This window comes from Streptomyces sp. NPDC052299 (assembly GCF_040679335.1).
Classification (GTDB): domain Bacteria; phylum Actinomycetota; class Actinomycetes; order Streptomycetales; family Streptomycetaceae; genus Streptomyces.
The window spans coordinates 252,408-278,604 of sequence record NZ_JBFAUP010000012.1 but is presented as its reverse complement, the minus strand read 5'-3'; the positions used below and the strand labels follow the sequence as shown (position 1 = coordinate 278,604).

The following is a 26,197-nucleotide window of genomic DNA, read 5'->3' as shown; positions in this document are numbered from 1 at the left end:
GCTGGCGGGGCCGGGGCGGTCCCGGACCCGATGTGCCACAGAAGGAGCGCCCCTTGCCCGGTCCGTCCCCCGATGCCCCGCTCCACGCCCGTCCCACGCTCGAAGCGGTGGCGGCCCGGGCCGGAGTCTCGCGGGCGACGGCCTCGCGGGTGGTGAACGGCGGCGCGGGTGTCCGGCAGCCGCTCGTGGACCAGGTGCGCAAGGCGGTCGAGGAGTTGGGGTACGTCCCGAACCACGCGGCGCGCACCCTGGTGACCCGGCGCAACGGGGCCGTCGCCGTGATCATCGACGAGCCCGAGGTGCGGATCTTCTCCGACCCGTTCTTCTCCCAGCACATCCGGGGCATCAGCCGCGAACTGAACGTGCACGACGCCCAGTTGGTGCTGCTTCTGGTGGAGGGCCGGGGCGACTTCGAGCGGGTCAGCCGCTATCTGGGCGGCGGCCATGTCGACGGGGTGCTGGCCTTCTCGCTGCACACCGACGACGAACTCCCGGCCGCCATACGGCGTTTCCGCGTCCCCGCGGTCTACGGCGGCAGGCCGGGGAGGCCGGGCGCGCCGACCGACGCGGTGCCCTTCGTGGACTGCGACAACCGGGGCGGCGCCCGGGAGGCCGTACGGCATCTGGCCGCGCTCGGCCGCCGGAACATCGCGCACATCGCGGGCCCGCGCGACCAGACCTCGGCGCTGGACCGGATCGACGGCTACGCGGACATCCTGCCGGACGCCGACCCGGCGCTGCTCGCGGACGGCGACTTCACGGTGGAGGGCGGCGCCCGGGCCATGGCCGGGCTGCTGGAGCGGCGGCCGGACCTGGACGCGGTGTTCGCGGCGAACGACCTGATGGCGTCGGGCGCGCTGCGGGTGCTGCGGGAGCGGGGGCGGCGGGTGCCGCAGGACGTGGCGCTGGTCGGCTTCGACGACATGGAGTCGGTCGCCGAGGCGACGGATCCGCCGCTGACGACGATACGGCAGGACGTGGTGGGCATGGGCCGGCTGATGGTCCGGCTGCTGATGGAGCGGCTGGAGAACGGGGACGCGGGACCGGAGTCGGTGATCACGCCGACGAGGCTGGTCCGCCGCGCCTCGGCCTAGCCCGCCCGCGCGTCAGGGCGGGGCGGGGCTGCTCCCCGATGCCGGCGCGGCGGAGGGAGTGGTGCTCCCGTCGGTGGTGTTGACGGCGTCAGTGAAACAAGTCAATAGTATTTGTAACTTTGACTCTCCGGAACAGACGTGCCGTCACTTCGCTCCGGAACGGGCGCGCCGAAGCCGGGACCCGGACAGGAGGGCGCACCATGGGCCGGTACAGCCGCCTGCGTGAGATCCGCCGGATGGATCCGGCGCGGGACTACGCCGAGATCCTTCGTCTGATCTCCCAGTACGAGTTCCCGTGGGACTACCGGCAGGGCGTGAGCGTGGCGTTCCTGCGTGATTACGGTGTCCCCCGGATCTCCGTCCTCCTCGACCGCACCCAGGAGTTCGAGCGCAACGGGCAGAAGCGGTACGACGACACGGTGCTGATCGGGTACGAGATGGCCGTCGAGGGCTTCGACTCGGAGCGGGGGCGGGCGGCGGCCCGGCATCTGAACCGCATCCACGGCAAGTACCGCATCGAGAACGACGACTTCCGGTATGTCCTGGCGACGACGGTCGTGGGACCGAAGCGCTGGATCGACCGGTACGGCTGGCGCCCGCTCTGCGCGCAGGAGGTGCGGGCGCTGGCGGAGGCGGCGCGCAGGACCGGGGAGATGATGGGCATCGAGGACGTGCCCGGCACCTACGAGGAGTTCGAGCGGCTGCTCGACACGTACGAGGAGCGGATGTTCGCGTACGACCCGGCGAACCGGCGGGTCGCCAGTGCCACGTTCCGGGTGATGGCGAGCTGGTATCCGCGCCCGCTGCGGCCCTTCGTCGCCCGGTTCGCGCTGGCGCTGCTCGATGAGCCGCTGCTGAGGGCGCTGGGCTTCCGGCCGCAGCCCCGGTGGGTGCGGACCTCGGCGTCGGCGGCGTTGCGGCTGCGGGCGCGGTGCGTACGCGGGATGCCCGCCAGACCGCGCCGCTTCCCGTCGCGGCCGCAGCCGCGTTCGTACCCCTTCGGCTGGCGGCTGGACGACCTCGGGCCGCACTGGGCGCGCAGCCGGCCGCTGGAACCGCTGCCGGACGAGGCCGCCGTCCGGCCGGGGCCCGAGGGCGGCTGAGGCGCCGGGTCAGGCGGCGAGCAGGGGGACCAGGCAGCGGCGGGCGAAGTCGCGGACCTGGGTGTCGTCGTCCAGCTCGAAGCAGCTGACCGGGTTGAGGAGGAAGGAGACGGTGATCCGCACCATGAGCTCGGCGACGGGGGTCGGGTCGCTCTCCGGTCCGCCCTCCAGCCGCCGGACCTCGCGCAGCCGGCCCGCCAGATAGCCACGGATCGCGAGGAAGGCGGGGCCGCTGCCCACGGTCAGGAAGGGCAGCATGGTCTCCGGCTCCAGGCGCAGCAGCCCGCCGATGAGCGGGTGTTCGCGGATGTGCCGCAGCACCGCGACGAAGCCCTCGACCAGCCGGTCCTCGGGGGTGGGCAGCGCGGCGACGGCGTCGTCCACCTCCTCGACGAACCTGCGGTACTCGCGCAGCAGGCACGCGGACACCAGGCTGTCCTTGTTGCCGATCCTCCGGTACACGGTCACCCGTGACACCCCGGCGCGCCTGGCCACGTCGTCCACGGTGGAGCGGCGCAGCCCGAAGGTCATGAACTGCTCGCGCGCGGCATCGAGGATCTGCTCCCCCAGCGCGTCGGCGGGTGCGCCCGCCCCCGCCTCTTCCCTGCCGCGTACCGCCATGAGCCCTCCCCGGTCCGCCCGCACACGCCGGAACAGAGTGACACGTTCCGTACCGCCGTACCAGCGCGGCGAGGCGCCCGCCGACGTGCGGCGGGCGCCTCTTCGGTGCGGGGGCGACTAGTCGCAGGTTCCGGCGAACGAGCCGCGGGTGACCACGTCGGTGGACGCGGCGCTGGTGTCCAGCCAGGCGATGCGCTGTCCCGTGCCGAGGGACGGGGCCAGCTGGGCGCCGGAGGAGCAGGAGACCCGGCGGAAGTTGTTCGACCCGGCGAGCAGGTCGGCGGTGGTGGAGACGTGGACCTTGCCCGGACCGGTCCAGGAGCCGAGGGCGCCCCACAGGTCGTAGGTCGAGTAGGCGAAGTAGTCGTCGTTGACCGAGAACTGGGCCATGGCGGTGCTCTGCGGGTAGGCCGGCTTCACCGCGGCCGACAGGTCGTCGAGCGGCGCGGAGCGGAAGGTGGTGCTCGGGATCAGGAAGCCGCCCGTCTCCCGCCAGAAGACCCGGTCGGACGTGAACTGGATGTCCGAGACGTAGTTGAACAGCCAGCCGGGAATCCGCAGGTTCTGCGTGGTGCCGGTGGCGGCGTCGTACAGGTACAGGGTGTCGCCGTCGCCGCCCGCCCAGGCGACGTGGCCGTTCTTCATGGCGAGCCGGGCGGCCCGCGTGCCGGACTCCGGGGTCAGGTTGCGGGTGCCGCCGTCGGCCGTCCGCAGCATGACGTCCTGCTCGCCGTCGGCGGTGGTGCTGATGTAGGCGAGTGCGCCTCGGTCGGTCACCGGCTCGGTCTCGTCCGCGTCCTTGCGGTCGACGAGCTTCTTGATCGCGCCCTGCCCCTTGGCGCCGGTGCGGTAGATCCCGACGCCGTCCGCCGTGATCCGGGTGAAGACGATGCGGTCGTCGTCCAGGGACGGGTCCAGCAGATAGGCGTCCTTCTCGGCCAGCTCGTGGCGGGGCTGCTTGCCGAAGCGGCCCACGGTGATGCCGAACGCGGCGCCGCCCTGGTCCCAGGCGACGGCGTCACCGTGGCTGATGGCGTAGACGTCGCCGTTGATCTGGGCGGCCTGCTCGTCCACGCCGCTGTACACCTCGTACGCGGGCAGGACGTTCGCCCCGATGGTCGTCCCGTCGTGCGTGCCGCCCTTGTGCTCCCAGTCCTTCTCTATGCCGTGGGCGTCGAAGGCGTCGGCGATGACGGCGAGTTCGTGCTCGGAGGCGTTCAGGGACGTGGCGGCCAGGATGACCGCGTTGCGCATGTCGGTGAAGCCGGACAGCGGGGTGAGGTAGTTCTGCGCGGACCGGTAGACGATCCGGTCGGCGAGGCCGGGGGCGAGGTTCTTGCGCATGTCCCACAGCGCGCCGCCGACGATGGTGGAGTTGTAGTGCACCCCGCCGTTGTCGATGTCGAGCGGGATGGGCTGGTAGTCCTTCTGCGCGTCCCGTCCGTCGTTCAGGTCGCGCAGGGCGCATTCCTCCAGCGGCTTGGTCCCGTTGCACAGGTACTCGCCTATGAGACCGGACGTCGGGTCGCTCATGGCGGTGCCCTTGTCGGCGGTCTCCATGGCGTTGCCGAAGTAGTCGGATATCGCCTCGTTGAGCGCGCCGGACTGGTTGAGGTAGACGAGGCCCGCGGAGTGCTCGGTGACGCCGTGCGTCATCTCGTGGCCGACGACGTCCAGGCCGACGGAGAGGGGCACGCCGTCCATGTGGCCGTAGACCATCTTGGAGCCGTCCCAGAAGGCGTTGGCGTAGTCGCTGCCGTTGGCGGCGACGTTGACGACGGAGGTGATCGTTCCGCCCTTGCCGTCCACGCCGTCCCGGCCGATCCGGTCCTTGTAGTACTCGTAGACCTTCACGGCGTTGAGGTGGGCGTCCACCGCGCCGGACGTGGTGTTCGCGCCGTCGAAGCGGGTGGTCCCGGAGGTGGCGAGCGGGATGTCGTCGGTGACCGGGCCGCCCGCGACGAGGGTGTACTGCTTGCGCTGGGCGTCGTACGTCCGGATCTGGCCGCCGGTGCTCGGATACATGGCGCGCGTGGAGTCGACCAGCGTGTAGGAGCCGTTCGCCTCCTTGTTGATGTCGAGCGGCGCCTCGGTGCCGTCCACGCGGACGCCGGTGCCGCGCGCGGGGGCCGCGTCGGCCGCGTCGATGTTGTTGTACGAGAGCGCGATGCCGCCCACCCGTGCGTCGACGAACACCTCCTGCCGTACGGGGGTGCCGTTGTCCTGGCCGCCGGTGACGGTGAAGTGCCAGGTCAGGCGGCCGCCGTGGGCGTCGGGCAGTACGGTCAGGCCGTGGGCCGCGGTCTTGGCGCCGCGTACGCGGGACAGTTGCCCGTCCAGGCTGAACATGCGCTTCCTGGCGGTCGCTTCGCTCACCACGGCGGTGGTCGGGACCGTGAGGTCCGTGTAGAGGGTGCCGGTCGCGGAGGTGATCCGCTGGCCTCCGTCGGCCGCCTGCGTCTGCACCGCGTACTCGGCGCCGAAGACCGGCACGCCCTCGTGCTTCTGCTGGAAGCGCACGGAGGACTGCTTGCCGTCCTTGGTGGTCCTGACCGTACGCAGATCGGACACGGGCACCTTGTACGTGTCCTCGTGGGCCTTCAGATGGGCCCGGGCGGCCTCGGCCGGGGTGCCTTCCCTGGGTGCCTCGTCCAGGCCCCGGGTCATCGCGGGCGCGACGCCCACCGGGTCCGTCCGCGGTGCCGCGGCGGCGTCGTCCGCCCAGGCCGGCGCGGCCATCAGCGCCGCGCCGGTGGCGGTGGCGACCACCCCGGCCGCCAGCATCCGCAACGCGCTCGTTCGTCTCACTGGACCTCCCCATCGCACACCTGCGTCCGAACCGCGGGGGCGGCCCGGACGTTGACGTGCTGATCGTTCGTCATGGGACGCTGCGTGAACAGGGGATGACCCTGGCGCGAAGGCGCCGTGGCACATTTGCGCCTCAGGAATGCGCCTGCGCGGCCGGGTTGTCCGATGGCTCGGGCAGCCAGCCGGCCCGGGCGGCGTGCCAGCCGAGCTGGAAGCGCGTGGCCGCTCCGACCTCGTCCATCAGTGTGTGCAGCCGGCGTTGCACGGTCCGGTGGCCCATCCCGAGCTGGCGGGCGATGGCGGCGTCGGTGAGACCGACGTGGAGCAGGGCCAGGATCTGCCGGTCGACCGCAGCGAGCGGGGACTCCGCGTCCGGGCCGGCCCCCGGCGCGAGGAGGAGCCGCCCCTTCTCGAAGTGGGTCTCGAAGAGCGAGATCAGCGCGGTCAGCAGACCGGTCCGGTGGACGACGAGCGCCACCGGGTCGCTCTCCCGGTCCGGGTCGAGGGGCAGCAGGGCGACGCTGCGGTCGACGATGACGAGTTTGGTCGGCAGCCGGTCCGTGACGGAGATCTGCTGCCCCTGGGCGAGACACGCGTCCATCAGGGCCACGGTCGCCGGATGTTCGAGCCACGCGCGCTCCACGACACTGCGCACGGTCACGCCCCGGCGCATCATCTCCGCGTCCGCCTCTTCGTGGTTGTCCTCGAAGCTGAGCAGGGCGGGCATGTGCCTGGCGGGCACGAACGTGCAGACCTCGCTCCGGGCCTGACGCTGCAGGGTCACCAGGCGCCGCCGCACGGCCGTCGGCCCGGACAGCACCTCCACCGGGGCGCCGGCACCGTACATCTGGGCCGACCGGTGTCGTTCGGAGAGGTCTCCGACCAGCGACTCGACCCGGTGCAGCGCGGAACGGCGGGACTCCAGCAGCGGCCCGAGTGCGAGTACCGGCGGAGCGGCGCGGTAGCGGACGGGCCCGTCCGCATCGGGGCGGTCCGCGCCGGCGAGCCCGCGCTCGACGAGGGAGGCGAGGGCCTGCTCCACGGCGAGGCCGTCCAAGTGCTGGGAAAGGATCTCCGCTTCGCTCTCGGGCCGGTCGACGAGCAGGCGGTAGACCGCGTCCTCCTCCGGGCCCAGGCCGAGCAGCGTCAGCAGGGCCGACTCCGCGGGCTCGCCCGGCTGCCCATCGGCGCGCCGGCCGCTCGTCCCGCTCCCCGTTCCGGCATCCGTCACTGGACCTCCCCTGACCACCGCCCGGCCGACGGCGGTCAGGCTATCCGGCGCTCAGTCGAAGTCGTACACGGTCACGGACAGGCCGCGGGCCGACAGCCGGCTTTCGATCAGCGGCTCGATCCGGGTCCACGTGCCGCCCGCGAGGCCGCAGCCGATCCGGGGCATGTGCAGCGAGGCGCCCAGCTCCAGGGCGCGGTCGGCCACGGCGGCCAGGCCCGTGTCGATGGCCTCGTAGCGGACCGGCGCGCCCTTGCTCCCCCGGCGCATCCCGCGCTGCCCCACCAGGTTCGCCACCCAGGTGAAGGGAGAGACCTGGACGAACTGCACCGCGCCGAGGCCGAAGTCGTTCCCCGCGCGCTCGCGGTGCCAGCTGCGGTACGCGGCCTCCGGTTCGGGCCAGCGTCGCGAGAGGGCGAGGACGAAGCCCTTGCCCCAGCCGCCGAGGTCGTTGCAGACGTGGACGATGATCTTGACGCCCTTGCCCTGCGGCGAGGTCGCGTCCCCTCGTACATACATGATCTCGGACATGCGTTCAGGCTAGGTGGCGGCACTGACAGTGGCCCGCCCGCACTTTCACATCGGTGGTGAGACAGCAATACTGTTGCACCGGGCACGCACCGGGCACCGGACACGAGGAGCGGACATGGCGACCGAGGCCGAGGAGCCGAAACTCACCGTCGACGAGCTGGCGGCTCGTGCCGGGGTGACCGTGCGGACGGTGCGGTTCTACAGCACCCGGGGGCTGCTGCCGCCCCCGGTGATCGGGCCGCGCCGGGTCGGGCGCTACGGGCACGACCACCTGTCGAGGCTGGCGCTCATCGAGGAGCTTCAGCACCAGGGCATGACGCTCGCCGCGATCGAACGGTACCTGGAGCAGCTGCCGCCCGACCTGAGCGCCCACGATCTGGCCATCCACCGGGCCCTCGTGGCCTCCTGGGCGCCGGACTCCCCGGAGGACGCCTCGCGGGCGGAGCTGGAGCGGCGGGCCGGGCGGGCGCTGAGCGGCCAGGACCTCGACCGGCTGGCCGCGCTGGGCGTGCTGGAGCGGTCCGCACCCGAGGACGGGGTGTTCCGGCTGGACCCGGGGCTGCTGCGGCTCGGCGTGGAACTGCTCGACGTGCCGATCGCGCACGAGACGATCCTGGCCGCCCGTACGGTCCTGCTGGAGCACACCCGGTCCGCCGCACAGGAGCTGACCCGGCTCTTCCGGGACGAGGTGTGGAATCCGTACCGGGAGCGGGAAGCGGACCCCGAGCACGTCAAGGCGATGAAGTCGCTGTCCGCGCACATGCAGCCGATGGTGCTGCAGGCCCTGGTGACCGCCTTCCAGCGGTCGCTGAAGGAGGAGCTGCGGGCCGCGTTCACCGCGGAGTGAACGCATCGGGTGCCGTACCGCCCGGGAACGGCGGTACGGCACCCGGCGCGTCGGGTCAGTCGTGGAAGGTCTCGCCCTTCTCCGCCTTCTCCACCAGCAGCGCGGGCGGCAGGAAGCGGTCCCCGTAGCGCTCGGCGAGTTCCCGGGCGCGGGCCACGAAGCCGGGCAGGCCGCCCTCGTAGCCGTTGATGTACTGGAGCACGCCGCCGGTCCACGGCGGGAAGCCGATGCCCATGATGGAGCCGATGTTGGCGTCGGCGACGGTGAGCAGGACGTTCTCCTCCAGGCAGCGGACGCTGTCCAGCGCCTCCGAGAAGAGCATCCGCTCCTGCATGTCGGTGAACGAGATCTCGGTGTCCGGCTTGGCGAAGTGCTCCCGCAGGCCGGGCCACAGGCGCGTGCGCCTGCCCGCCTCGTCGTACTCGTAGAAGCCGGCGCCGCCGCTGCGGCCGGGGCGGCCGAACTCGTCCACCATCCGGTCGATCACGGTGTCCGCCGGGTGTTCGGGCCAGGTGCCGCCCGCCTCCTCGACGGCCTTGCGGGTCTCGTTGCGGATCTTGCGCGGCAGGGTGAGCGTCAGCTCGTCCATGAGCGAGAGCACCTTGGCCGGGTACCCGGCCTGCGCGGCGGCCTGCTCGACGGAGGCGGGCTCGACGCCCTCGCCGACCATGGCGACGCCCTCGTTGATGAACTGGCCGATGACGCGCGAGGTGAAGAAGCCGCGCGAGTCGTTGACGACGATCGGGGTCTTCCTGATTTGGCGGACCAGGTCGAACGCGCGGGCCAGCGCCTCGTCACCTGTCTTCTCGCCCTTGATGATCTCCACCAGCGGCATCTTGTCGACCGGCGAGAAGAAGTGCAGCCCGATGAAGTCGACGGGGCGCGAGACGCCCTCGGCGAGCACGGTGATCGGCAGGGTGGAGGTGTTGGAGCAGAGCAGCGCGTCGGGCGCGATGACGTCCTGGATCTCCTGGAACACCTTGTGCTTGAGGGCGGTGTCCTCGAAGACGGCCTCGATGACCGCGTCGCAGCCCGCGAGGTCCGCCACGTCGGCGGTCGGGGTGATGCGGGCCAGCAGCTCGTCGCGCTTGGCCTCGGTCGTGCGGCCCCGGGAGAGCGCCTTGTCGAGCAGCTTCTCGCTGTACGCCTTGCCCTTGGCGGCGGCCTCGGCGGAGACATCCTTGAGGACGACCTCGATCCCGGCCTTGGCGCAGGAGTACGCGATGCCCGCGCCCATCATGCCCGCGCCGAGGACCGCGACCTTGCGGACCTGGCGCTCCTCGACGTCCTTGGGGCGGCTCGCCCCGGAGTTGACGGCCTGGAGGTCGAAGAAGAACGCCTGGATCATGTTCTTGGAGACCTGGCCGGTGACCAGCTCGGTGAAGTACCGGGCCTCGATGGTCAGCGCCGTCTCGAAGTCGACCTGGGAGCCCTCGACGGCGGCGGCGAGGATGTTGCGCGGCGCGGGCATGGGGGCGCCCGCGATCTGCTTCTTCAGGTTCGACGGGAAGGCGGGCAGGTTCGCGGCGAACTTCGGGTGCGACGGGGTGCCGCCGGGGATCTTGTAGCCCTTGACGTCCCAGGGCTGCTGGGACTCCGGGTGGGCGTCGATGAACGCGCGCGCCTTCTCCAGCATCTCCTCGGGCGTGGCGGCGACCTCGTGGACGAGGCCGTTCTCCTGGGCGCGGCGGGGGGTGTACTGGGTGCCCTGGAGGAGGACCTTGAGCAGGGCGTCCGCGATGCCCATGAGGCGTACGGTGCGGGTGACGCCGCCGCCCGCGGGGAGCAGCCCGAGGGTGACCTCGGGGAGGCCGATGCGGGAGCCGGGCGCGTCGAGGGCGATGCGGTGGTGGGAGGCGAGCGCGATCTCGTAACCGCCGCCGAGGGCGGCGCCGTTGATGGCGGCGACGACCGGCTTGCCGAGGGTCTCGATGCGGCGCAGCGAGTTCTTGATGGCGGTGCCGGTGTCGAACGCGAGCTGTGCGCTCGAAGGACCGATCCTGATCATTTCCTTGAGGTCGCCACCGGCGAAGAAGGTCTTCTTGGCGGAGGTGTAGATGATGCCCCGGATGGAGTCCTTCTCGGCCTCGGCGCGGTCCGCGACGGCCGCGATGGAGTCCTTGAACGCCTGGTTCATCGTGTTGGCGGACTGGTTGGGATCGTCCAGTACGAGGGTGACGACGCCGGTCTCGTCCTGTTCCCAGCGGATGGTCGTGCTCTCGGTCATGGGTTTGTCTTCTCCGTAGGAAGGGGACGGTCAGAGACGCTCGATGACGGTGGCGATGCCCATGCCGCCGCCCACGCACAGGGTGGCGAGGCCGTAGCGCTGGTCCCGGCGCTCCAGTTCGTCGATGAGGGTGCCGAGGATCATGGCGCCGGTGGCGCCCAGTGGGTGGCCGAGCGCGATGGCGCCGCCGTTGACGTTGACCTTGTCGAGGGAGACGCCCATGTCCCGGACGAAGCGCAGGACGACCCCGGCGAAGGCTTCGTTGATCTCGATGAGGTCGATGTCCTCGATGGTCAGCCCGGCCTTGGCGAGCGCCTTGCGGCTGGCGGGGGCGGGGCCGGTGAGCATGATGGTCGGCTCGGAGCCCGAGACGGCGGCGGAGACGATGCGGGCGCGCGGGGTCAGGCCGTAGCGCTCGCCGGTCTCCTTGTTGCCGATGGCGACGAGGGAGGCGCCGTCCACGATGCCGGAGGAGTTGCCCGCGTGGTGGACGTGGTCGATCTTCTCCACCCAGTGGTACTTCTGGAGGGCCACCGCGTCGAAGCCGCCCATCTCCCCGATCGTCGCGAAGGACGGCTTGAGCGCGGCGAGCGAGTCGGCGGTGGTGCCGGGGCGCATGTGCTCGTCGTGGTCGAGGACCACGAGGCCGTTGCGGTCCTTGACGGGGACGACGGACCGGGCGAAGCGGTTGTCCTTCCACGCCTCGGCGGCGCGCTCCTGGGACAGCGCGGCGTACTCGTCCACATCGCGGCGGGAGAAGCCCTCGATGGTGGCGATGAGGTCGGCGCCGATGCCCTGCGGGGCGAAGCCGGTCTCGTAGTTGGTCATCGGGTCCATCGCCCAGGCGCCGCCGTCGGAGCCCATCGGCACCCGGGACATCGACTCGACGCCGCCCGCCAGGACCAGGTCCTCCCAGCCCGAACGCACCTTGGCAGCGGCCAGGTTGACGGCTTCGAGGCCCGAAGCGCAGAAGCGGTTCTCCTGGACGCCCGCGACGGTGTCGGGCAGGCCGGCCGCGATGGCGGCGATCCGGGCGATGTCGGAGCCCTGGTCACCGAGCGGGCTGACCACGCCGAGGACGATGTCGTCGATGGCGGCCGGGTCCAGGCCGGGGAAGCGGTCGCGGATCTCGTGGATCAGGCCGACGACGAGGTCGATCGGCTTGGTGCCGTGCAGGGCGCCGTTGGCCTTGCCCCGGCCGCGCGGGGTGCGGATCGCGTCGTAGACGAATGCTTCGGTACTCAAGACAGCTGCCTTTCGAGGGTGGTGGCGCGAGCGTGGTTCGGGAGCCGGAGTCAGGCGAGCAGCGAGCGGCCGATGATCTCCTTCATGATCTCGGTCGTGCCGCCGTAGATGGTCTGGATGCGGCCGTCGGTGAACGCCCGGGCCACCGGGTACTCCGCCATGTAGCCGTATCCGCCGTGCAGTTGGAGGCAGCGGTCGGCGACGCGCTTCTGCAGTTCGGTCGCCCACCATTTCGCCATCGAGGCGTGCACGGCGTCGAGGGTGCCGTCGGAGTGGTCCACGATGCAGCGGTCGAGGAAGGCCCGGGTGACGGCGCACTCGGTGGCCATCTCCGCGATCTCGAAGCGGATGTGCTGGAGCTTGGCGAGCGGCCGGCCGAACGCCTCGCGCTCCTTGACGTACGCGGTGGTGATCTCCAGGAGGTGTTCGGCAGCCGCGATCCCGGCGACGGCTATGCCCATGCGTTCCTGGGCCAGGTTGGTCATCAGGTGGATGAAGGCGCCGTCGCGCTCGCCGAGCAGGTTCTCCTTGGGGACACGCACGTCGTTGAAGAACAGTTCGGCCGTGTCCTGCGACTTCTGGCCGATCTTGTCGAGGTTGCGGCCCCGCTCGAAGCCCTCCGCGCCGCGCTCGACCACGATGAGCGAGAGGCCCTTGGCGCCGCCCTCCGGGGTGGTCTTCGCGACGACGACCACCAGGTCGGCCAGGATGCCGTTGGAGATGAAGGTCTTGGAGCCGTTGAGCAGCCAGTGGTCGCCCTTGTCCTCGGCGGTGGTGCGGATGCCCTGGAGGTCGGAACCGGCGCCGGGTTCGGTCATGGCGATGGCGGTGATGGTCTCGCCGCTGCAGAAGCCGGGCAGCCAGCGCCGCTTCTGCTCCTCGGTGGCGAGGCCGGTGAGGTACGGGCCGACGATGTCGTTGTGCAGCCCGAGCGCGATCCCGGGGGTGCCGGCCCGGGTGAACTCCTCGGCCAGGACCGCGCTGTAGCGGAAGTCGGGGTTGCCGCCGCCTCCGTACTCCTCGGGCACCGCGAGGCCGAGGAGGCCCTGCCGTCCGGCGGCGCGCCACGCCTCGCGCGAGACGATGCCGTCCTTCTCCCACTGCTCGTAGTGCGGAAGGACCTCCTTGGCGAGGAAGGTGCGCACGGTCTCGCGGAACGCGTCGTGCTCTTCGGTGAAGATCTGCCGCTGCATCAGGGGGTGGTGTCCTTCCGGGTGGTCCGCAGGCCGGGCACGTCCCAGTCGGCGGCGACGGCATCGGTGTCCGCGCCCGGCAGGACGGGCCCGGTGCGCACGGAGGTGGGCGTGGCCGAGAAGCGGGGCGCGGGTGCGGGCTGGGTGAGTCCGCCGCGCTCCACGAAGGTGGCGCGGGCGGCGAGGTGCGGGTGGTGCGGGGCCTCGCGGAGCGAGAGGACCGGGGCCACACAGGCGTCCGACCCGTCGAAGACCTCGGTCCACTCGGCGCGGGTGCGGGTGCGGAACCGGTCCGCGACGGCGGCCCGGAGCTCGTCCCAGCGGGCCAGGTCGTTGCGGTCCGGGGCGGTCTCCGCGATGCCGAGGAGCGTGACGAACTCGTCGTAGAAACGCTGCTCCAGCGGGCCCACCGCCATGTACTGCCCGTCGGCGGTCTCGTACGAGCCATAGAACGGGCAGCCGCCGTCCAGCAGGTTGGCACCGCGCCGGTCCTGCCAGCCGCCGGCCGCGAGCATGCCGTGGATCATCGTGGCGAGGTGGGCGGCGCCGTCCACGATGGCCGCGTCGACCACCTGCCCGCTGCCACCGGGCGTCCGGGCGTGCTGGAGGGCGGCGAGGATGCCGACGACGAGGTAGAGCGAGCCGCCCGCGTAGTCGCCGACCAGGTTGGCGGGGACGGTGGGCGGCTCGTCCGGTCGGCCGATCATGGAGAGGGTGCCGGTGAGCGCGATGTAGGCGATGTCGTGCCCGGCGCGCTCGGCGAGCGGTCCGTCCTGGCCCCAGCCGGTCATCCGCCCGTAGACCAGTCGCGGGTTCCGGGCCAGGCAGGCGTCGGGGCCCACGCCGAGGCGTTCGGCGACGCCCGGCCGGTAGCCCTCGATCAGGACGTCGGCGCGGGCGGCCAGGTCCAGGACGGTGGCCGGACCGTCCGGAGCCTTGAGGTCGACCAGCACGGAGCGCTTGTTGCGATTGGTGAGGTCGCGGGCCGGATCGATGCCGAGTCCGGCGCCGCCGGGGCGGTCGACGCGCACCACGTCGGCGCCCAGATCGGCCAGGAGCATCGCGGCGAAGGGGCCGGGCCCGATGCCCGCGAGCTCCACCACCCGAAGCCCGTCGAGGGGACCGCGCGGGCCGCGCGGGCCGTTACCTGTACTCGCCATCGAGCCCCCAGCGGTATGACACAACTGATGTAACACCGATGATGCTAGGAATGCGCCGCGCTCCGCACAACCCCCTGGGCCGAGCAAGCGCTTAGTTCTTCTCGCGGATACTCATGGATACTCCCCCATGACCCCCTCCCGCCCGCAGACCGCCACGACGGCCGCGCTACCCTCTGCTCGCTCCGTCCGGCGCCGTCCTCCGTGGAGGCTTTCGTGAACAGGCAGAACGGGCCCGCACGCCCCTATGACGTAGTCCTTTTCGGCGCCACCGGCTTCGTGGGCGCGCTCACCGCCGAGTATCTGGCCCGGCATGCCCCCGATGGCTTCCGCTGGGCCCTGGCCGGCCGCGACCGCGCCAAGCTGGAGAGGCTGCGCGCACGGCTGGCCGCCCTCGATCCGCGCTGCGCGGACCTGCCCCTGCTGGAGGCGGACGCGGCCGACGCCGGTTCGCTCCGCGCGCTGGCCGAGTCCGCGCACGTGGTGGCCACGACCGTCGGCCCCTACGTCTGGTACGGCGAACCGCTGGTCGCCGCCTGCGCGGAGGCGGGGACGGACTACGCGGACCTGACGGGCGAGCCGGAGTTCGTGGACCGGATGTACGTGGAGCACGACGCCCGGGCCCGGGAGACCGGCGCCCGCATCGTGCACGCCTGCGGCTTCGACTCCGTGCCGCACGACCTCGGCGCCTATTTCACGGTCCGGCAGCTGCCGGAGGACGTGCCGCTGCGCATCGACGGCTTCGTCCGCAGCAACGCCGTCTTCTCCGGCGGCACGTTCGCCTCGGCGCTCACCGCGATGGGCCGGGGCGCGCAGACGGCGCGCGCCGCGAAGCAGCGCCGGCTGTACGAACCCCGGCCGGCCGGCCGCCGCGTCCACGCCCCGCTCGGCCACCCCCGCTTCAGCCCGGAGACGGGCACCTGGGCGCTTCCGCTGCCCACGCTCGACGCGCGGATCATCGCCCGCTCGGCGAAGGCGCTGCCGCGCTACGGCCCCGACTTCCGCTACCGCCACTACGCCTCGGTCAAGCGTCTTCCCGTGGCCCTCGGTGGCACCGCCGCGCTCGGCGTACTGCTCGGCGCCGCGCAGGTGCCGGCCGCGCGGCAGTGGCTGATGGGCCGTTACGAGCCCGGCTCGGGCCCGGACGCGGAGCGCAGGCGGCGCAGCTGGTTCACCGTGCGGTTCGTCGGCGAGGGCGGCGGGTGTTCACGGAGGTGTCGGGCGGCGATCCGGGGTACGACGAGACGGCGAAGATGCTCGCGGAGTCCGCGCTGTGCCTGGCGCTGGACGAGCTGCCGGCCACCTCGGGCCAGGTCACGACGGCCGCCGCGATGGGCGACGCGCTGCTGGACCGGCTGGTGGCGGCCGGTCTGAGGTTCCGGGTGGCGGCGGTGCGCTGAGCCGCCCGGCCCGCCTCAGGCGGTGGCTTCCCGCAGGGCCCTGCGGCACAGGGCGTCCGCCCTGCGGGTGGTCTCCGGCTGCCGGAAGTCCCGGGCGAGCGCGAGGGTGTGCGCGACGGCGTTGTCCAGACTGGTGCGGTGCCCGACCGAGACGTAGACCGGCTTGGTGCCGGCCCGGGTGCGCAGGGCCCGGCCGACCTCCTCCGCCCCGTCCAGCAGCGGCGACTGGTCCCCGCGCGCCGGGCCCGGCTGCTCGTAGGTGAAGGTGAACGGATTCTTCGCGACGCCGATGACCGGGAGCCCCGTGAGGACGCCGAGGTGGCTGGCGAGGCCGAAGCGGCGGGGGTGGGCCCTGCCGTACCCGTCGCAGACGACGAGACCGGGGTCGGCGGCCAGATTCTCCAGAGCGGCCAGGACCGTCGGGATCTCGCGGAAGGCCAGCAGCCCCGGGACGTACGGGAAGCTGACCCGGCCGACGGCGGTGGCCTCCTCCACCACCTCCAGCGTCGCGGCGTCGAGCACGACGGCCGCCGCCGCCACGATGTCGCGCTCGTCGTCGTAGGCGACGTCGACCCCGGTGACCCGGCCGGTCCCCGGCGGCGGACCCGGCTCGTCGAGGATCACGCGGCCGCGCAGGGCGTCCTGGAGGGCACGGGCCTCGGCCACGTCGGAGGGCATGTGCAGCGGTGTCATGGTGCGTCCACCCTAGGCGGTGCCCCCAACACCCCCGCCGGTAGCCTGAGATCATGTTCGTACTTGAGCTGTCCTACACCGCCCCGATGGACCGCGTCGACGCGGCGCTGAACGCGCACGTGGCCTGGCTCGACCAGCAGTACGCGGCCGGGGTGTTCATCGCCTCCGGGCGCAAGAACCCGCGGGACGGCGGGGTGATCCTCGCGGTCGGGGACGACCGGGCGGAGATCGAACGGCTGGCGGCGACCGACCCGTTCGTGGTCGAGGGCGTCTGCGCGTACCGGATCACCGAGTTCATCGCCACCAAGACCTCGGACGCGCTCGCCCCGTACCGCCAGCGGCTCTGACGGGTGCTCCGCCCGTTACGGGGCAGGTGAACGGGCAGCGGTGTGCGGTGATGCAGCTCACGCCGTCTCCTGGTGCACGGATCGGCGGCTTCCGTCGTCTCTACGGGTGCCGGGAACCGTTCGTCCGGTCGCGAGAGGGAGCAGGTTCGTGTCCACGGTCATCGAACAGTCCGTACAGGCCCGCATGGTGGCGTCCGCGCCGCAGATGGAGACGCTGCCCGCCGTCCTGAGCTACGACCGGGCGGACCCCTTCGCCGTGCGCATGGCGTTCCCGGCGCCGGCGACGCTGGAAGGGACCGAAGTGTCCTGGCAGTTCTCCCGGGAACTGCTCGCCGCCGGGATGGAGGTGCCGTCCGGACTCGGGGACGTACGGATCAGGCCGTTCGGCTACGACCGTACGGTGCTGGAGTTCCACGCCGCCGAGGGCATCGCGATGGTGCATGTGCGCACCGCGGAGCTGCGGCGGTTCCTGCGGCGGGCCGAGGAGCTGGTGCCCTGCGGCCACGAGCAGCGCTTCCTGGACCTGGACCGGAATCTGACCGAGCTGTTCGGTCCCCGCTGAGTCCGTTCCCGGGCGGCCGTTAATTCGATTGCTCCCGCCGCCCGCCCCGCGTACCGTTTGCGGTGTCCTTGTCGTCGCCGATTGGAGCAGGCCGTTGAAGGTCTGAGGTCCCGAGACACCGTGTCGCGTGCCATGACCGGCTTCTGCCGTGTCCGCGCGCCCGAGTGCGACCTCAGCTCTCCGAGCCGTCCTCCGCGACCAGGGCCTTCCCTCCGCATGACCGGGTTTTCCGCCGGAATGCGTCGAATGCCAGTGGCCGGTGTCTCACCCCCGTTGCCCTGTCCTTCCTCGCAACCGGGAGATTCCTCATGTCTACCCCCACCGCCCACATCACCTGTTCCGCCCTCTCCCTGATCTGGCCCGACGGCGGCCGGGCCCTGGACGGCCTCCAGCTCTCCGTGGGCCCCGGCCGCACGGGGCTCATCGGCCTCAACGGGGCCGGCAAATCGACCCTGCTCCGGCTGCTCGCCGGGGAACTCGAACCCACCGGCGGCCGGATCAGCGTCTCCGGCGAAGTGGGCTACCTGCCGCAGAACCTGGTCCTGGACACGGAGTTGCGCGTCGACGCGGCGCTCGGGATCGACACCGTCCGCCGGGCGCTGCACGCCATCGAGGCCGGTGACGTCGGCGAGGAGCACTTCGCCGCCGTCGGGGACGACTGGGACGTCGAGGAGCGCGCCCGCGCCACCCTCGACGGGCTGGGCCTCGGCCACATCGGGCTCGACCGCACGATCGGCGAGATGTCGGGCGGCGAGTGCGTGCTGCTGCGGCTGGCCGCGCTGCTGCTGGCCCGGCCCGATGTGCTGCTGCTCGACGAGCCGACCAACAACCTGGACCTGCACGCCAGACAGCGGCTGTACGCGGCGGTCGACGCCTGGCAGGGAGTGCTCGTCGTCGTCAGCCACGACCGGGAACTCCTGGAGCGGGTCGACCAGATCGCCGACCTGCGGGACTCCACCGTCACCTGGTACGGCGGCAACCTCTCCGCGTACGAGGAGGCGCTGGCCGTCGAGCAGGAGGCGGCCGAGCGCATGGTGCGCGTCGCCGAGGCCGACATGAAGCGGCAGAAGCGCGAACTGGCCGAGGCCCAGGTGAAACTGGCCCGGCGCAAGCGGTACGGACAGAAGATGTACGAGCAGAAGCGCGAGCCCAAGATCGTCATGGGGGCGCGCAGACGGTCCGCCCAGGAGTCCGCGGGCAAGCACCGGATCTTGCACGCGGAGCGGCTGGCCGAGGCGAAGGAGCGCCTGGACGACGCCGTCGAGCTGGTCCGCGACGACGACGAGATCCGGGTCGAGCTGCCGCACACCCGGGTCCACCCGGGCCGGGGCGTGCTGGTCCTGCGCGATCTGGAACTCGCGTACGGGGCACGGGTCCGGGGCCAGTACGAGGTGCGCGGTCCGGAGCGCATCGCGCTGGTGGGGCGCAACGGGGCGGGCAAGACGACGCTGCTCCGTACGCTCGCCGGCGAGCTGGCACCGGTGTCCGGGGAGGCGGTGACCGAGGTCCCGCTGCGCTTCCTGCCCCAGCGGCTCGACGTGCTGGACGACGGGCTGAGCGTGGTGGAGAACGTGGCGCGGTTCGCCCCGGACGCCACCAACAACCACATCAGGGCGAGGCTCGCGCACTTCCTCTTCCGGGGTGCGCGGGCGGACCGGGCGGCGGGGACGCTGTCGGGCGGGGAGCGGTTCCGGGCGGCGCTGGCCGCGCTGCTGCTGGCCGAGCCGGCGCCCCAGCTGCTGATGCTGGACGAGCCGACGAACAACCTCGACCTGGCGAGCGTACGACGGCTGACCGAGGCGCTGGAGGCGTACGAGGGGGCGCTCGTCGTGGCCAGCCACGACGTGCCGTTCCTGGAATCGCTGGGGATCACCCGCTGGCTGCTGCTCGACGGCGAGCTGCGGGACACCACGGCCGAGGAGGTGCGCGCCGGGCTGTGACACCGGGGGGAAGGGGGTGTGCGCCGGGCCGGCGCACACCCCCTTCCGGTTTTCGTCACGCGGAGTGAGCGGCGCTCGCCCGTTCGGGCTTGGCCAGAGCCTTACCGCCGCTTTAACCTACGGTCTCGTAACCTACGAAGCCGTAGGTAAATCTCCCGTCCCCAGGAGCCCCCGTGACCCTTACTTCTCCCCACCTCGGCAGTTCACAGGCGTGGACCGATGCCCACCTCCTGTTCGCACTGGAAGAGGTGGTCGAGAAGGAACTCAACCGGCACCTCAAGGTCGCCAAGGACTGGATGCCGCACGAGTACGTCCCCTTCTCGGACGGGCGCAACTTCCCCGGCGTCTTCGAGGACGGCGAGGCGTGGCGGTCCGACCAGTCCAAGGTCACGGACATCGGCAGGATCGCGCTCGTGGTCAACCTCCTCACCGAGGACAACCTCCCCAGCTACCACCACGAGATCGCCACGCTCTTCGGCCGCGACGGCGCCTGGGGCACCTGGGTGCACCGCTGGACGGCCGAGGAGGGCCGGCACGGCATCGTGATGCGGGACTACCTGCTCACCTCGCGCGCCGTCGACCCGGACAAGCTGGAGCAGTTCCGGATGGCACACATGGCGGAGGGCTTCGAGTCCGACAACCGGCACTCGATGCTGCACTCCGTGGCCTACGTGGCCTTCCAGGAGCTGGCGACCCGCGTCTCGCACCGCAACACCGGACACCAGTCGGGCGACCCGGTCTGCGACCGGATGCTGGCGCGCATCGCGACCGACGAGAACCTGCACATGGTCTTCTACCGCAACCTGCTGGGCGCGGCGTTCGAGCTGGCCCCCGACCTGACGATGCAGTCCGTGCGCGACGTGGTCGTCAACTTCCGGATGCCCGGCCACGGCATGCCCGGCTTCGAGCGGGCCGCCGCGCAGATGGCGATCGGCGGGATCTACAACATGCGCATCCACCACGACGACGTCATCCAGCCGGTGCTGCGTTACCTGAAGGTCCTCGACATCGACGGCCTGGGCCCGGACGGCCTGAAGGCGCAGGAGGAGCTGGGCCTGTACATGCGCGGCCTGGACACCGAGGCCGCGAAGTTCGACGAGAAGCTGGCGGCCCGCAGGGCCCGGATGGCCGCCCGCGCGTAGGGCGCGGCCGACACCCCCAGCCGGCCGCGCCGAGGTGGCGCTCCGGGAGACCGCTCACTCCCGGACCGTCACCTCCGCGTACGCCGCGTCGCGCACCTCCGCCTCCGGGTGGCGGCGCAGCAGCCGCAGCTGGGTCCGCCACGGACCGGTCCACCCCGTGTGCCGCCCGCCGACCGCGACCAGCCGCACCGCCAGCAGGCCGTGCGCGAGGCCGCCGTCCTCGGCGAGGCGCCCCGCCACCGCGAGCAGCGTCGCCGCCCCGTCCTCGCCCTGCGGGTCGCCGTGGTGCGTGACGTACAGGCGGGCGATGCGGGCGGCGAGCACGGGCCGGCCGGTGACCAGCAGGGCGATGCGGTCCAGCGCGGCGTGCAGCGCGTCCGCCCCGCTCTCCGGGTCCACCGCGCCGGCCAGCAGCTCAGCGGCCTGCGGTACGTAGTCGCGGTGGCGGGTGAGCCGGTCGCCGGCGGCGGCGAGGACGGAGCGCAGGGTCGCGTCGGGGCGCGCCCCTGCCGCGGAGGCGAGGCGGTTCACCAGGTGCACGGCCCGTTGCCGTTCGGGCCGGTCGCGGTCGCTCCCCGCGTCGTCCATGGCCACGGAGTCCGTGAGCGTGCCCAGCGCGCCCATCAGCGCCTGCGCGGCCTCCCCGGAGGCGGCGGGCGCGGCACCGGCCAGCGCGTCGGCGGCCGAGCGCCAGGAGCGGCGGCGAGCCAGGTCCGTCGCGGCGGCGGCCAGCACCTCGCAGATGCCCGGCTCCCACGGTATCCAGCGGGCCACCACGGCGTGGGCGGCGGCCGCGAGTTCCTCGTCGTCCGTGCCGCACACCTCGCGCACCAGGCGCGCGTAGCCGGTGCGGTGCGCGCCGGGCAGGTCCATGGGCCGCACGCGCAGGACGGCGGTGCGCAGCACGACGGGCCCGGCGGCGGCGTCCGCGAGCAGCCGCCACATCCGCGCGTCGCCGAGCAGGGCGATCGCCCCGGCCACGCAGGCGGCCCGGACGTCCGGGTGCTGGCCAGGGGCCTCGTAGCCCTCGGCGACCAGTTCGGCGGCGGTGTCCCGGGGCAGCCGGGCCACGGCGAGCCGGACGGCCTCCTTGCGGCTGGTGACCTTGCCGGTGCCCGGGGCCAGGTGGGCGCGGAGCATGGGGGCGAGGACGGAGGGGCGGACGTCCCGGGAGGCCCGGCCGGCCGCGAAGACGGCGACCCGGGCGCGGTCGGTCCCGGTGTGGGCGAGCAGCGTGGGCAGCACCTCGGGGGCGCGGTCGGTGTGGCCGAGCGCGGTGAGCGCTGCCTCGGCGAGCACGACGTCGTCGGAGCCGGTCCACTCCCCCAGGGACTCGGCGCCGGTCCCGGGGATGCGGGCCAGGGCGGCGACGGCACGCGCCCGCCCGTGCAGGGGCAGCTTCCCGTCGCGCGCCGCGTGGCGCAGGGCGCGTTCGGCGGCGCGGTGCTGGCGGGGCACCCAGCGGCGGACCTCGGGCCCGGGGTGGACGGTCCAGGAGCGGCCGGGGGTCAGGAAGCGGCCGTGCGGCGGCGGTGTCGCGAGGTACGGGTCGAGGAGGTCGGTCCGGGTGCGGGTGAGGACCGCCAGCACTTCGGGCAGGGTGCCCGCCGAGGGGTCGAGCGCGAGGAGCCGTTCGACGCGCTCGCCCCGGTCCGCGTCCGGTTCCAGCCACAGCCGGACGGCAGTCCGCGCGGTGGTGACCGAGCCGAAGCGGATCGCCTGCCACAGCAGGTCCTGGAGCTCGGGCAGGCCGGCGGCGCGTCGGCCCAGCGCCCGGACGAGCGCGAACGCGAGCCCGTAGTCGCTCTTCTCCGCGCCCGCCTCCAGCCAGGGCCGCAGGGCCTCGAACACCTGGTGCTCCTGGCCCCTGCGCAGGCTGCGGTCGAGCCGTCCGAGGTCGGCACCGCCGGTGTTGCCGGAGATCCGGACCAGGGTGCGCAGCGACCAGCTGACCAGTGCGCGACGGCCGGTGACGGCGTGTTCGCGCAGCAGCCGCACGGCGAGGGTGCTCAGGGCGCGCCGGGTGGCGTAGGAGGAGTCCCGGGCCTCGACGGCGTCGGCCGCGATCCGGTCCAGGGCCGGTTCCATGGCCTCGGTGAACAGTGCGGCGGGGACGTCCTCCAGGGCGCGGAGGGCGGCCGAGCGCACGGGGTCCTGCTCGTTGCGGAGCCTCGCCATGTCGTCCAGGAGTACGGCGACCGGTCCGGGTGCGCCGGTGCGCCCGGCGTTGCGGACGAGCAGCGGCCAGACGAGGGCCCGGTCCTCGGCGGCCGGTCTGCGGGTGGCGGCGAGCAGCCCGTCCCACACCTCGGCGGCCGGGAGGTAGGACTGGGCGAGGAGCACGGTGTGCCAGTCCTCGCCGCGTTCGGCGGCCCGGTCCGCCATGCGCCGGGCCTCCTCGGCGACGCCGCTGCGGGGCAGTGCGTCGAGGAGGGCCGCGTCGACGGCGGGGCCGCCCGGGCCGCGCCCGGCGGTGACCGAGGCGTGCAGGGCGGTGCGCCGGCCGGGCGGGAGGGCGGTGAGGAGCCGGGCCAGACCGGCGGAGTCCTGGGCCGTGGCCCGGCCCAGCTCCACCACGAGCCCTTCGGGCGCGGTGCGGGCGAGGCGGAGAAGGGCGCCGTCGGGCACCCTGCGCGCACCGTGCTCCAGCATCGGCCGGGTCTCCGGGCGCAACAGCAGCCGGGCGGTCCGGGCCGGGTCGGCGGCGGCGAGGGCGCCGAGGCGGCGGGCGAGCGGCCAGGGCAGGGTCGCGGGGCCGAAGCGGTCGAGCAGGTCGAGGACGCGGGCGGGCCGGGCGGCGACGGCGGCGGCGATCCCGGGGGCGTAACGCTGCCACCACTCCGGGCGCTGCGGCTCGGGCAGTTCGGCGAGCTGACGTTCGACGGCGTCCATGAGAGGGCCGGGGTGGCGGCGCCCCAGAGCGCTCCAGCCGCGTACGGCGTACAGCAGCTCGGGCAGCAGCCGGGCCACGGTGCCGGCGGGGCAGCCGGGCAGCAGCACGGCCGCCTCGGCGTCGCCCCAGTCGGCGCGCACCTGGTCGAGGAGCCGGACGGCGAGGTCGGTGCGCCGGTCGTGGACGACCGCCCGCAGCAAGCGGCGGCGCGCGGTGCGGGGCAGGTCGTCCAGGGACCGTTCGTACGCCTCGTCGGGGACTCCGAGGCTCCGGGCGACCCGCAGGGCGTGGCCCTGCACGAAGGGGTCCGGGTCGGCGAGGTGCGCGGCGATCCACTCCGCGTCGCCGCCGACGGCCGCCGCGACGACGGCGAGGCCCCGCTCGTACGGACCGCCCCCGTCCAGCTCGTCAAGGACGCGACGCAAGTCCCCCGAAGCGGACAGAAGGCGTGCCCGGGCCGCGAGTTCGCGCATGCGCCGGGGGTACGGAAGCAGGTCGAGGGCCTTCAGCAGGGCGTCGGTCATGGGGGCGATTCTGCCGTGCGGGGGTGTGCCGCGCGGGGGCGGGCGGGGACCGTACGCTGTGCCGGTGAAACCTGTGACCCGCTTCGTTCTCATCGGTGCGCCGCTGGCGATAGCCGTGGCCCTCGTCCTCAACCCCGGCGGCGACGACGCGGGGCTGCCCACGGACTCCCCCAAGGCCGCCGAGGCGTCGGCCACCGGGCCGGTGAACCCGGACCCGTTCGCGGCGGCGGACGACGAGGAGCGCGCGGAGATGGACGAGCGGGTCGGCCGGGCCCCGGCCGGGCTCGCCACGCCGGAGATGCGCGAGATCGCGTGGAAGCTGCTGGCCAGCGCGGAGGGCTCGACGCTGGACTGGCGCACCCAGTACGCGACGATCGAGGACAGCGGCGACGGCACCGGATACGCGGCCGGTCTGGTCGGCTTCTGCTCCGGTACGCACGACATGCTGGCGTTCGTCGAGGCGTTCACGAAGGACCACCCGGACAACCCGCTCGCCCCGTATCTCCCCGCACTGCGCAAGGTGGACGGGACCGGGTCGCACGAGGGGCTGGACCCGGGGTTCACGGGCGCGTGGCGGAAGGCGGCCGAGGACCCGGCGTTCCGCAAGGCGCAGGAGGAGGTCCGCGACAAGCAGTACTTCGAGCCGGCGGTGCGTCTGGCGAAGCTGGACGGCCTCGGCGCGCTGGGCCAGTTCATCTACTTCGACACCATGGTGCTCCAGGGCCCCGGGCACGAGGCGGACTCCTTCTACGGCATCCGGCAGGCGGCGCTGGCCGAGGCCGACACGGTCGCGGAGGGCGGTGACGAGTCGGCGTACCTGGACGCCTTCCTGGACACCGCCCGGGCCGTGATGAAGTCGAAGAAGAACCAGCAGCACGACACCTCGCGCATCGACACCGCGCAGCGCGTCTTCCTGGAGGACGGGAATTTCGGCCTGGAGCCGCCGCTGACCTGGAAGATGTACGGGGAGACGTTCCGCATCCCGTAGGGCTCCCGGCGTTTTCTAGCGTCGGGCGTCCTGCCTGATCAGTTCGGCGGCCTTCTCGGCGATGGCGACCGTGGGCGCGTGGGTGTGCCCCCGGGTGATGCGCGGCATGACGGAGGCGTCGACGACGCGCAGGCCGCGGACGCCGCGCACCCGGAGCCGGGGGTCGGTGACCGATCCGGGGTCCTCGCCCATCCGGCAGGTGCCGACGGGGTGGTAGAGGGTTTCCGCGCCGGTCCGGATCGCCTCGGCCAGGCGGTCGTCGTCCACCACCCCCGGGTAGTGGCCCATGGGCGTCGAGGTGTGCGCGGCGAGCGCCGTGTGGGCGAAGAGCCGTTCGGCGTGGCGGACGCCGTCCATCATGCGCCGCAGATCGGTGTCGGCCGCGAGGTAGCCCGGGTCGATGCGCAGGGCGGACCGGGGGTCCGGGTGGTCCGTGTCCAGGGTGATGCGGCCGGTGCTCTCGGGCTGGAGCAGGACCACGCCGATCGTGACGCCGTGTTCGGTGGGCGGGGTCAGTCCGTGGTCGATGAACGGGGCCGGGGCGAAGATCAGTTCCAGGTCCGGGGCGGCCGGTGCGGAGGCGCTGCGGACGAAGGCGACGGCCTCGGCCAGGTTGGAGCTGAGCGGTCCGCGCCCGGTGAGCAGGTAGCGCGCGATGTTCACCGGGGTGTCGGCGCCCGTCATCGTCACCGGGCGCGGGCAGCGCAGGGTGACCGCGAAGGACAGGTGGTCCTGGAGGTTGCGGCCGACGTCCGGTGACGCGGCGCGCACCTCGACGCCCGCGCGGCGCAGTTCGCCGGGGTCGCCGATGCCCGAGCGCAGCAGCAGGTGCGGGGAGCCGATCGCACCGGAGCTGAGGATCACCTCGCGGCGGACCGTGAGCGTGCCGGAGCTCTCGGTCTCCACCCCGGTGGCCCGGTCGCCGTCGAAGGCGAGGGCGCGGACGCGGGTGTGCGTGAGGACGTCCAGATTGGCGCGCCGGGCGGCCGGTCTGAGGTAGCCGTCGGCCGCGCTCCAGCGCCGCCCGCGCCGCTGGTTGAGGGGTGTGATCGCGACCCCGCTGTGGTCGGGCGCGTTCAGTTCGGGCAGGAACGTCAGGCCGTCGTCGCGGCAGGCGGTGACGAAGTCGGCGGTCAGCGGGGACGGGCTGCGGGGCGGCGCGATGTGCAGCGGGCCCTCGGTGCCGTACACCGTGGTGTCGCCGACCGGGCCGGACCAGCGCTCGGCGCGCCGGAAGCAGGGCGCGATCGCGTCGTGGCCCCAGTCCGGCCCGGCGGACGCCGCCCAGGCGTCGTAGTCGTCTCGGTGTCCGCGTACCCACATCATGGCGTTGATCGAGGAGGAGCCGCCCAGGGTGTGGCCGCGCGGCCAGAAGAGTTCGCGGCCACCGAGCGCCGGCTGCCGCACCGTGCTGAAGTCCCAGTCGAACGGGGTCTTGAACAACTGCGGGAAGGCGGCCGGGACGCGGATCTCCTGCTTGCGGTCGGGGCCGCCCGACTCGACCAGCGCGACCCGCACGGTGGGGTCCTCGGACAGCCGCGCGGCCAGCACGCAGCCGGCCGAACCCGCCCCGACGACGACGTAGTCGTACTCGCTCAACTCGGCTTCTCCTCCAGGTCGACGCGGGTTCCGCCGCGGTCACGGGGTCCGCGTA

Annotated in this window: 19 protein-coding genes and 1 pseudogene; 9 read left to right on the top strand and 11 right to left on the bottom strand. The window is 72.9% G+C overall.

The window, feature by feature from the left end; genetic code table 11:
• Positions 1-53 precede the first annotated feature (53 nt).
• Together AB0L33_RS22120 and AB0L33_RS22115 are read left to right on the top strand one after the other, a co-directional pair.
• Positions 54-1,094 carry a LacI family DNA-binding transcriptional regulator gene (locus AB0L33_RS22120; protein ID WP_365683952.1) on the top strand — a complete coding sequence of 347 codons (1,041 nt, stop codon included), beginning with the start codon at positions 54-56 and terminating at the stop codon, positions 1,092-1,094.
• 200 nt (positions 1,095-1,294) lie between these two features.
• On the top strand, positions 1,295-2,197 hold the full coding sequence (locus tag AB0L33_RS22115) for an oxygenase MpaB family protein (RefSeq protein WP_365683950.1): 903 nt from the start codon (positions 1,295-1,297) through the stop codon (positions 2,195-2,197).
• A gap of 9 nt (positions 2,198-2,206) precedes the next feature.
• Here the strand turns inward: AB0L33_RS22115 and AB0L33_RS22110 are convergent, their stop codons facing one another.
• From AB0L33_RS22110 to AB0L33_RS22095, 4 genes are all read right to left on the bottom strand, one after another.
• Positions 2,207-2,818, bottom strand: a complete 612-nt coding sequence (locus AB0L33_RS22110; RefSeq protein ID WP_365683948.1) for a TetR/AcrR family transcriptional regulator — start codon at positions 2,816-2,818, stop codon at positions 2,207-2,209.
• 117 nt (positions 2,819-2,935) lie between these two features.
• The gene (locus AB0L33_RS22105; RefSeq protein ID WP_365683946.1) at positions 2,936-5,626 is read right to left on the bottom strand and encodes a M4 family metallopeptidase; all 2,691 of its coding nucleotides are present in this window, start codon (positions 5,624-5,626) and stop codon (positions 2,936-2,938) included.
• 133 nt (positions 5,627-5,759) lie between these two features.
• Positions 5,760-6,857 carry a hypothetical protein gene (locus AB0L33_RS22100; RefSeq protein WP_365683944.1) on the bottom strand — a complete coding sequence of 366 codons (1,098 nt, stop codon included), beginning with the start codon at positions 6,855-6,857 and terminating at the stop codon, positions 5,760-5,762.
• A gap of 51 nt (positions 6,858-6,908) precedes the next feature.
• Positions 6,909-7,385 (bottom strand): macro domain-containing protein, encoded by a 477-nt coding sequence (locus AB0L33_RS22095; protein WP_365683942.1) that lies wholly within the window; start codon positions 7,383-7,385, stop codon positions 6,909-6,911.
• 115 nt (positions 7,386-7,500) lie between these two features.
• Here AB0L33_RS22095 and AB0L33_RS22090 point away from each other — a divergent pair, with 115 nt between their 5' ends.
• Positions 7,501-8,232, top strand: coding sequence for a MerR family transcriptional regulator (locus tag AB0L33_RS22090; protein ID WP_365683940.1), 732 nt, complete (start codon positions 7,501-7,503; stop codon positions 8,230-8,232).
• A gap of 55 nt (positions 8,233-8,287) precedes the next feature.
• Here AB0L33_RS22090 and AB0L33_RS22085 read toward each other — a convergent pair whose 3' ends face one another.
• The 4 genes from AB0L33_RS22085 to AB0L33_RS22070 are packed head-to-tail and all read right to left on the bottom strand — an operon-like array spanning position 8,288 to position 14,057.
• The gene (locus AB0L33_RS22085; RefSeq protein WP_365683938.1) at positions 8,288-10,459 is read right to left on the bottom strand and encodes a 3-hydroxyacyl-CoA dehydrogenase NAD-binding domain-containing protein; all 2,172 of its coding nucleotides are present in this window, start codon (positions 10,457-10,459) and stop codon (positions 8,288-8,290) included.
• Positions 10,460-10,489: 30 nt separating this feature from the next.
• Positions 10,490-11,704, bottom strand: a complete 1,215-nt coding sequence (locus AB0L33_RS22080) for an acetyl-CoA C-acetyltransferase (RefSeq protein WP_365683936.1) — start codon at positions 11,702-11,704, stop codon at positions 10,490-10,492.
• Between the two features lie 50 nt (positions 11,705-11,754).
• The gene (locus tag AB0L33_RS22075) at positions 11,755-12,897 is read right to left on the bottom strand and encodes an acyl-CoA dehydrogenase family protein (RefSeq protein WP_365683934.1); all 1,143 of its coding nucleotides are present in this window, start codon (positions 12,895-12,897) and stop codon (positions 11,755-11,757) included.
• Positions 12,897-14,057 carry a CaiB/BaiF CoA-transferase family protein gene (locus AB0L33_RS22070; protein WP_365683932.1) on the bottom strand — a complete coding sequence of 387 codons (1,161 nt, stop codon included), beginning with the start codon at positions 14,055-14,057 and terminating at the stop codon, positions 12,897-12,899. Before AB0L33_RS22070 ends, AB0L33_RS22075 begins: the two co-directional genes overlap by 1 nt.
• Before the next feature lie 213 nt (positions 14,058-14,270).
• Between AB0L33_RS22070 and AB0L33_RS22065 the strand changes: the two are divergent.
• Positions 14,271-15,454: pseudogene (locus AB0L33_RS22065) on the top strand (saccharopine dehydrogenase NADP-binding domain-containing protein).
• A gap of 15 nt (positions 15,455-15,469) precedes the next feature.
• On the opposite strand, the gene AB0L33_RS22060 reads toward AB0L33_RS22065, so the two are convergent.
• Positions 15,470-16,132 (bottom strand): endonuclease V, encoded by a 663-nt coding sequence (locus AB0L33_RS22060; protein ID WP_365683973.1) that lies wholly within the window; start codon positions 16,130-16,132, stop codon positions 15,470-15,472.
• 68 nt (positions 16,133-16,200) lie between these two features.
• Here AB0L33_RS22060 and AB0L33_RS22055 point away from each other — a divergent pair, with 68 nt between their 5' ends.
• The 4 genes from AB0L33_RS22055 to AB0L33_RS22040 all read left to right on the top strand — a co-directional run bounded on the left by AB0L33_RS22055 (position 16,201) and on the right by AB0L33_RS22040 (position 20,138).
• Positions 16,201-16,494 carry a YciI family protein gene (locus tag AB0L33_RS22055; protein WP_365683930.1) on the top strand — a complete coding sequence of 98 codons (294 nt, stop codon included), beginning with the start codon at positions 16,201-16,203 and terminating at the stop codon, positions 16,492-16,494.
• Positions 16,495-16,642: 148 nt separating this feature from the next.
• Positions 16,643-17,056, top strand: a complete 414-nt coding sequence (locus AB0L33_RS22050) for an SsgA family sporulation/cell division regulator (RefSeq protein ID WP_365683928.1) — start codon at positions 16,643-16,645, stop codon at positions 17,054-17,056.
• A 308-nt stretch (positions 17,057-17,364) separates the two neighbouring features.
• Positions 17,365-18,996: an ABC-F family ATP-binding cassette domain-containing protein gene (locus tag AB0L33_RS22045; protein ID WP_365683926.1), complete on the top strand. Its 1,632-nt coding sequence runs from the start codon at positions 17,365-17,367 to the stop codon at positions 18,994-18,996.
• Positions 18,997-19,169: 173 nt separating this feature from the next.
• Positions 19,170-20,138 (top strand): acyl-ACP desaturase, encoded by a 969-nt coding sequence (locus tag AB0L33_RS22040; RefSeq protein ID WP_365683924.1) that lies wholly within the window; start codon positions 19,170-19,172, stop codon positions 20,136-20,138.
• Positions 20,139-20,192: 54 nt separating this feature from the next.
• Here AB0L33_RS22040 and AB0L33_RS22035 read toward each other — a convergent pair whose 3' ends face one another.
• Entirely contained in the window at positions 20,193-23,555 is a 3,363-nt protein-coding gene (locus tag AB0L33_RS22035) for a hypothetical protein (RefSeq protein ID WP_365683922.1), read from the bottom strand.
• Between the two features lie 73 nt (positions 23,556-23,628).
• On the opposite strand from AB0L33_RS22035, the gene AB0L33_RS22030 reads away from it, so the two are divergent.
• Complete coding sequence (locus tag AB0L33_RS22030; RefSeq protein WP_365683971.1) at positions 23,629-24,543, top strand: chitosanase; 915 nt, start codon at positions 23,629-23,631, stop codon at positions 24,541-24,543.
• A gap of 15 nt (positions 24,544-24,558) precedes the next feature.
• Here the strand turns inward: AB0L33_RS22030 and AB0L33_RS22025 are convergent, their stop codons facing one another.
• A complete protein-coding gene (locus AB0L33_RS22025; RefSeq protein WP_365683920.1) occupies positions 24,559-26,142 on the bottom strand; it encodes a GMC family oxidoreductase N-terminal domain-containing protein in 1,584 nt (527 codons plus the stop codon).
• Positions 26,143-26,197: the final 55 nt, after the last annotated feature.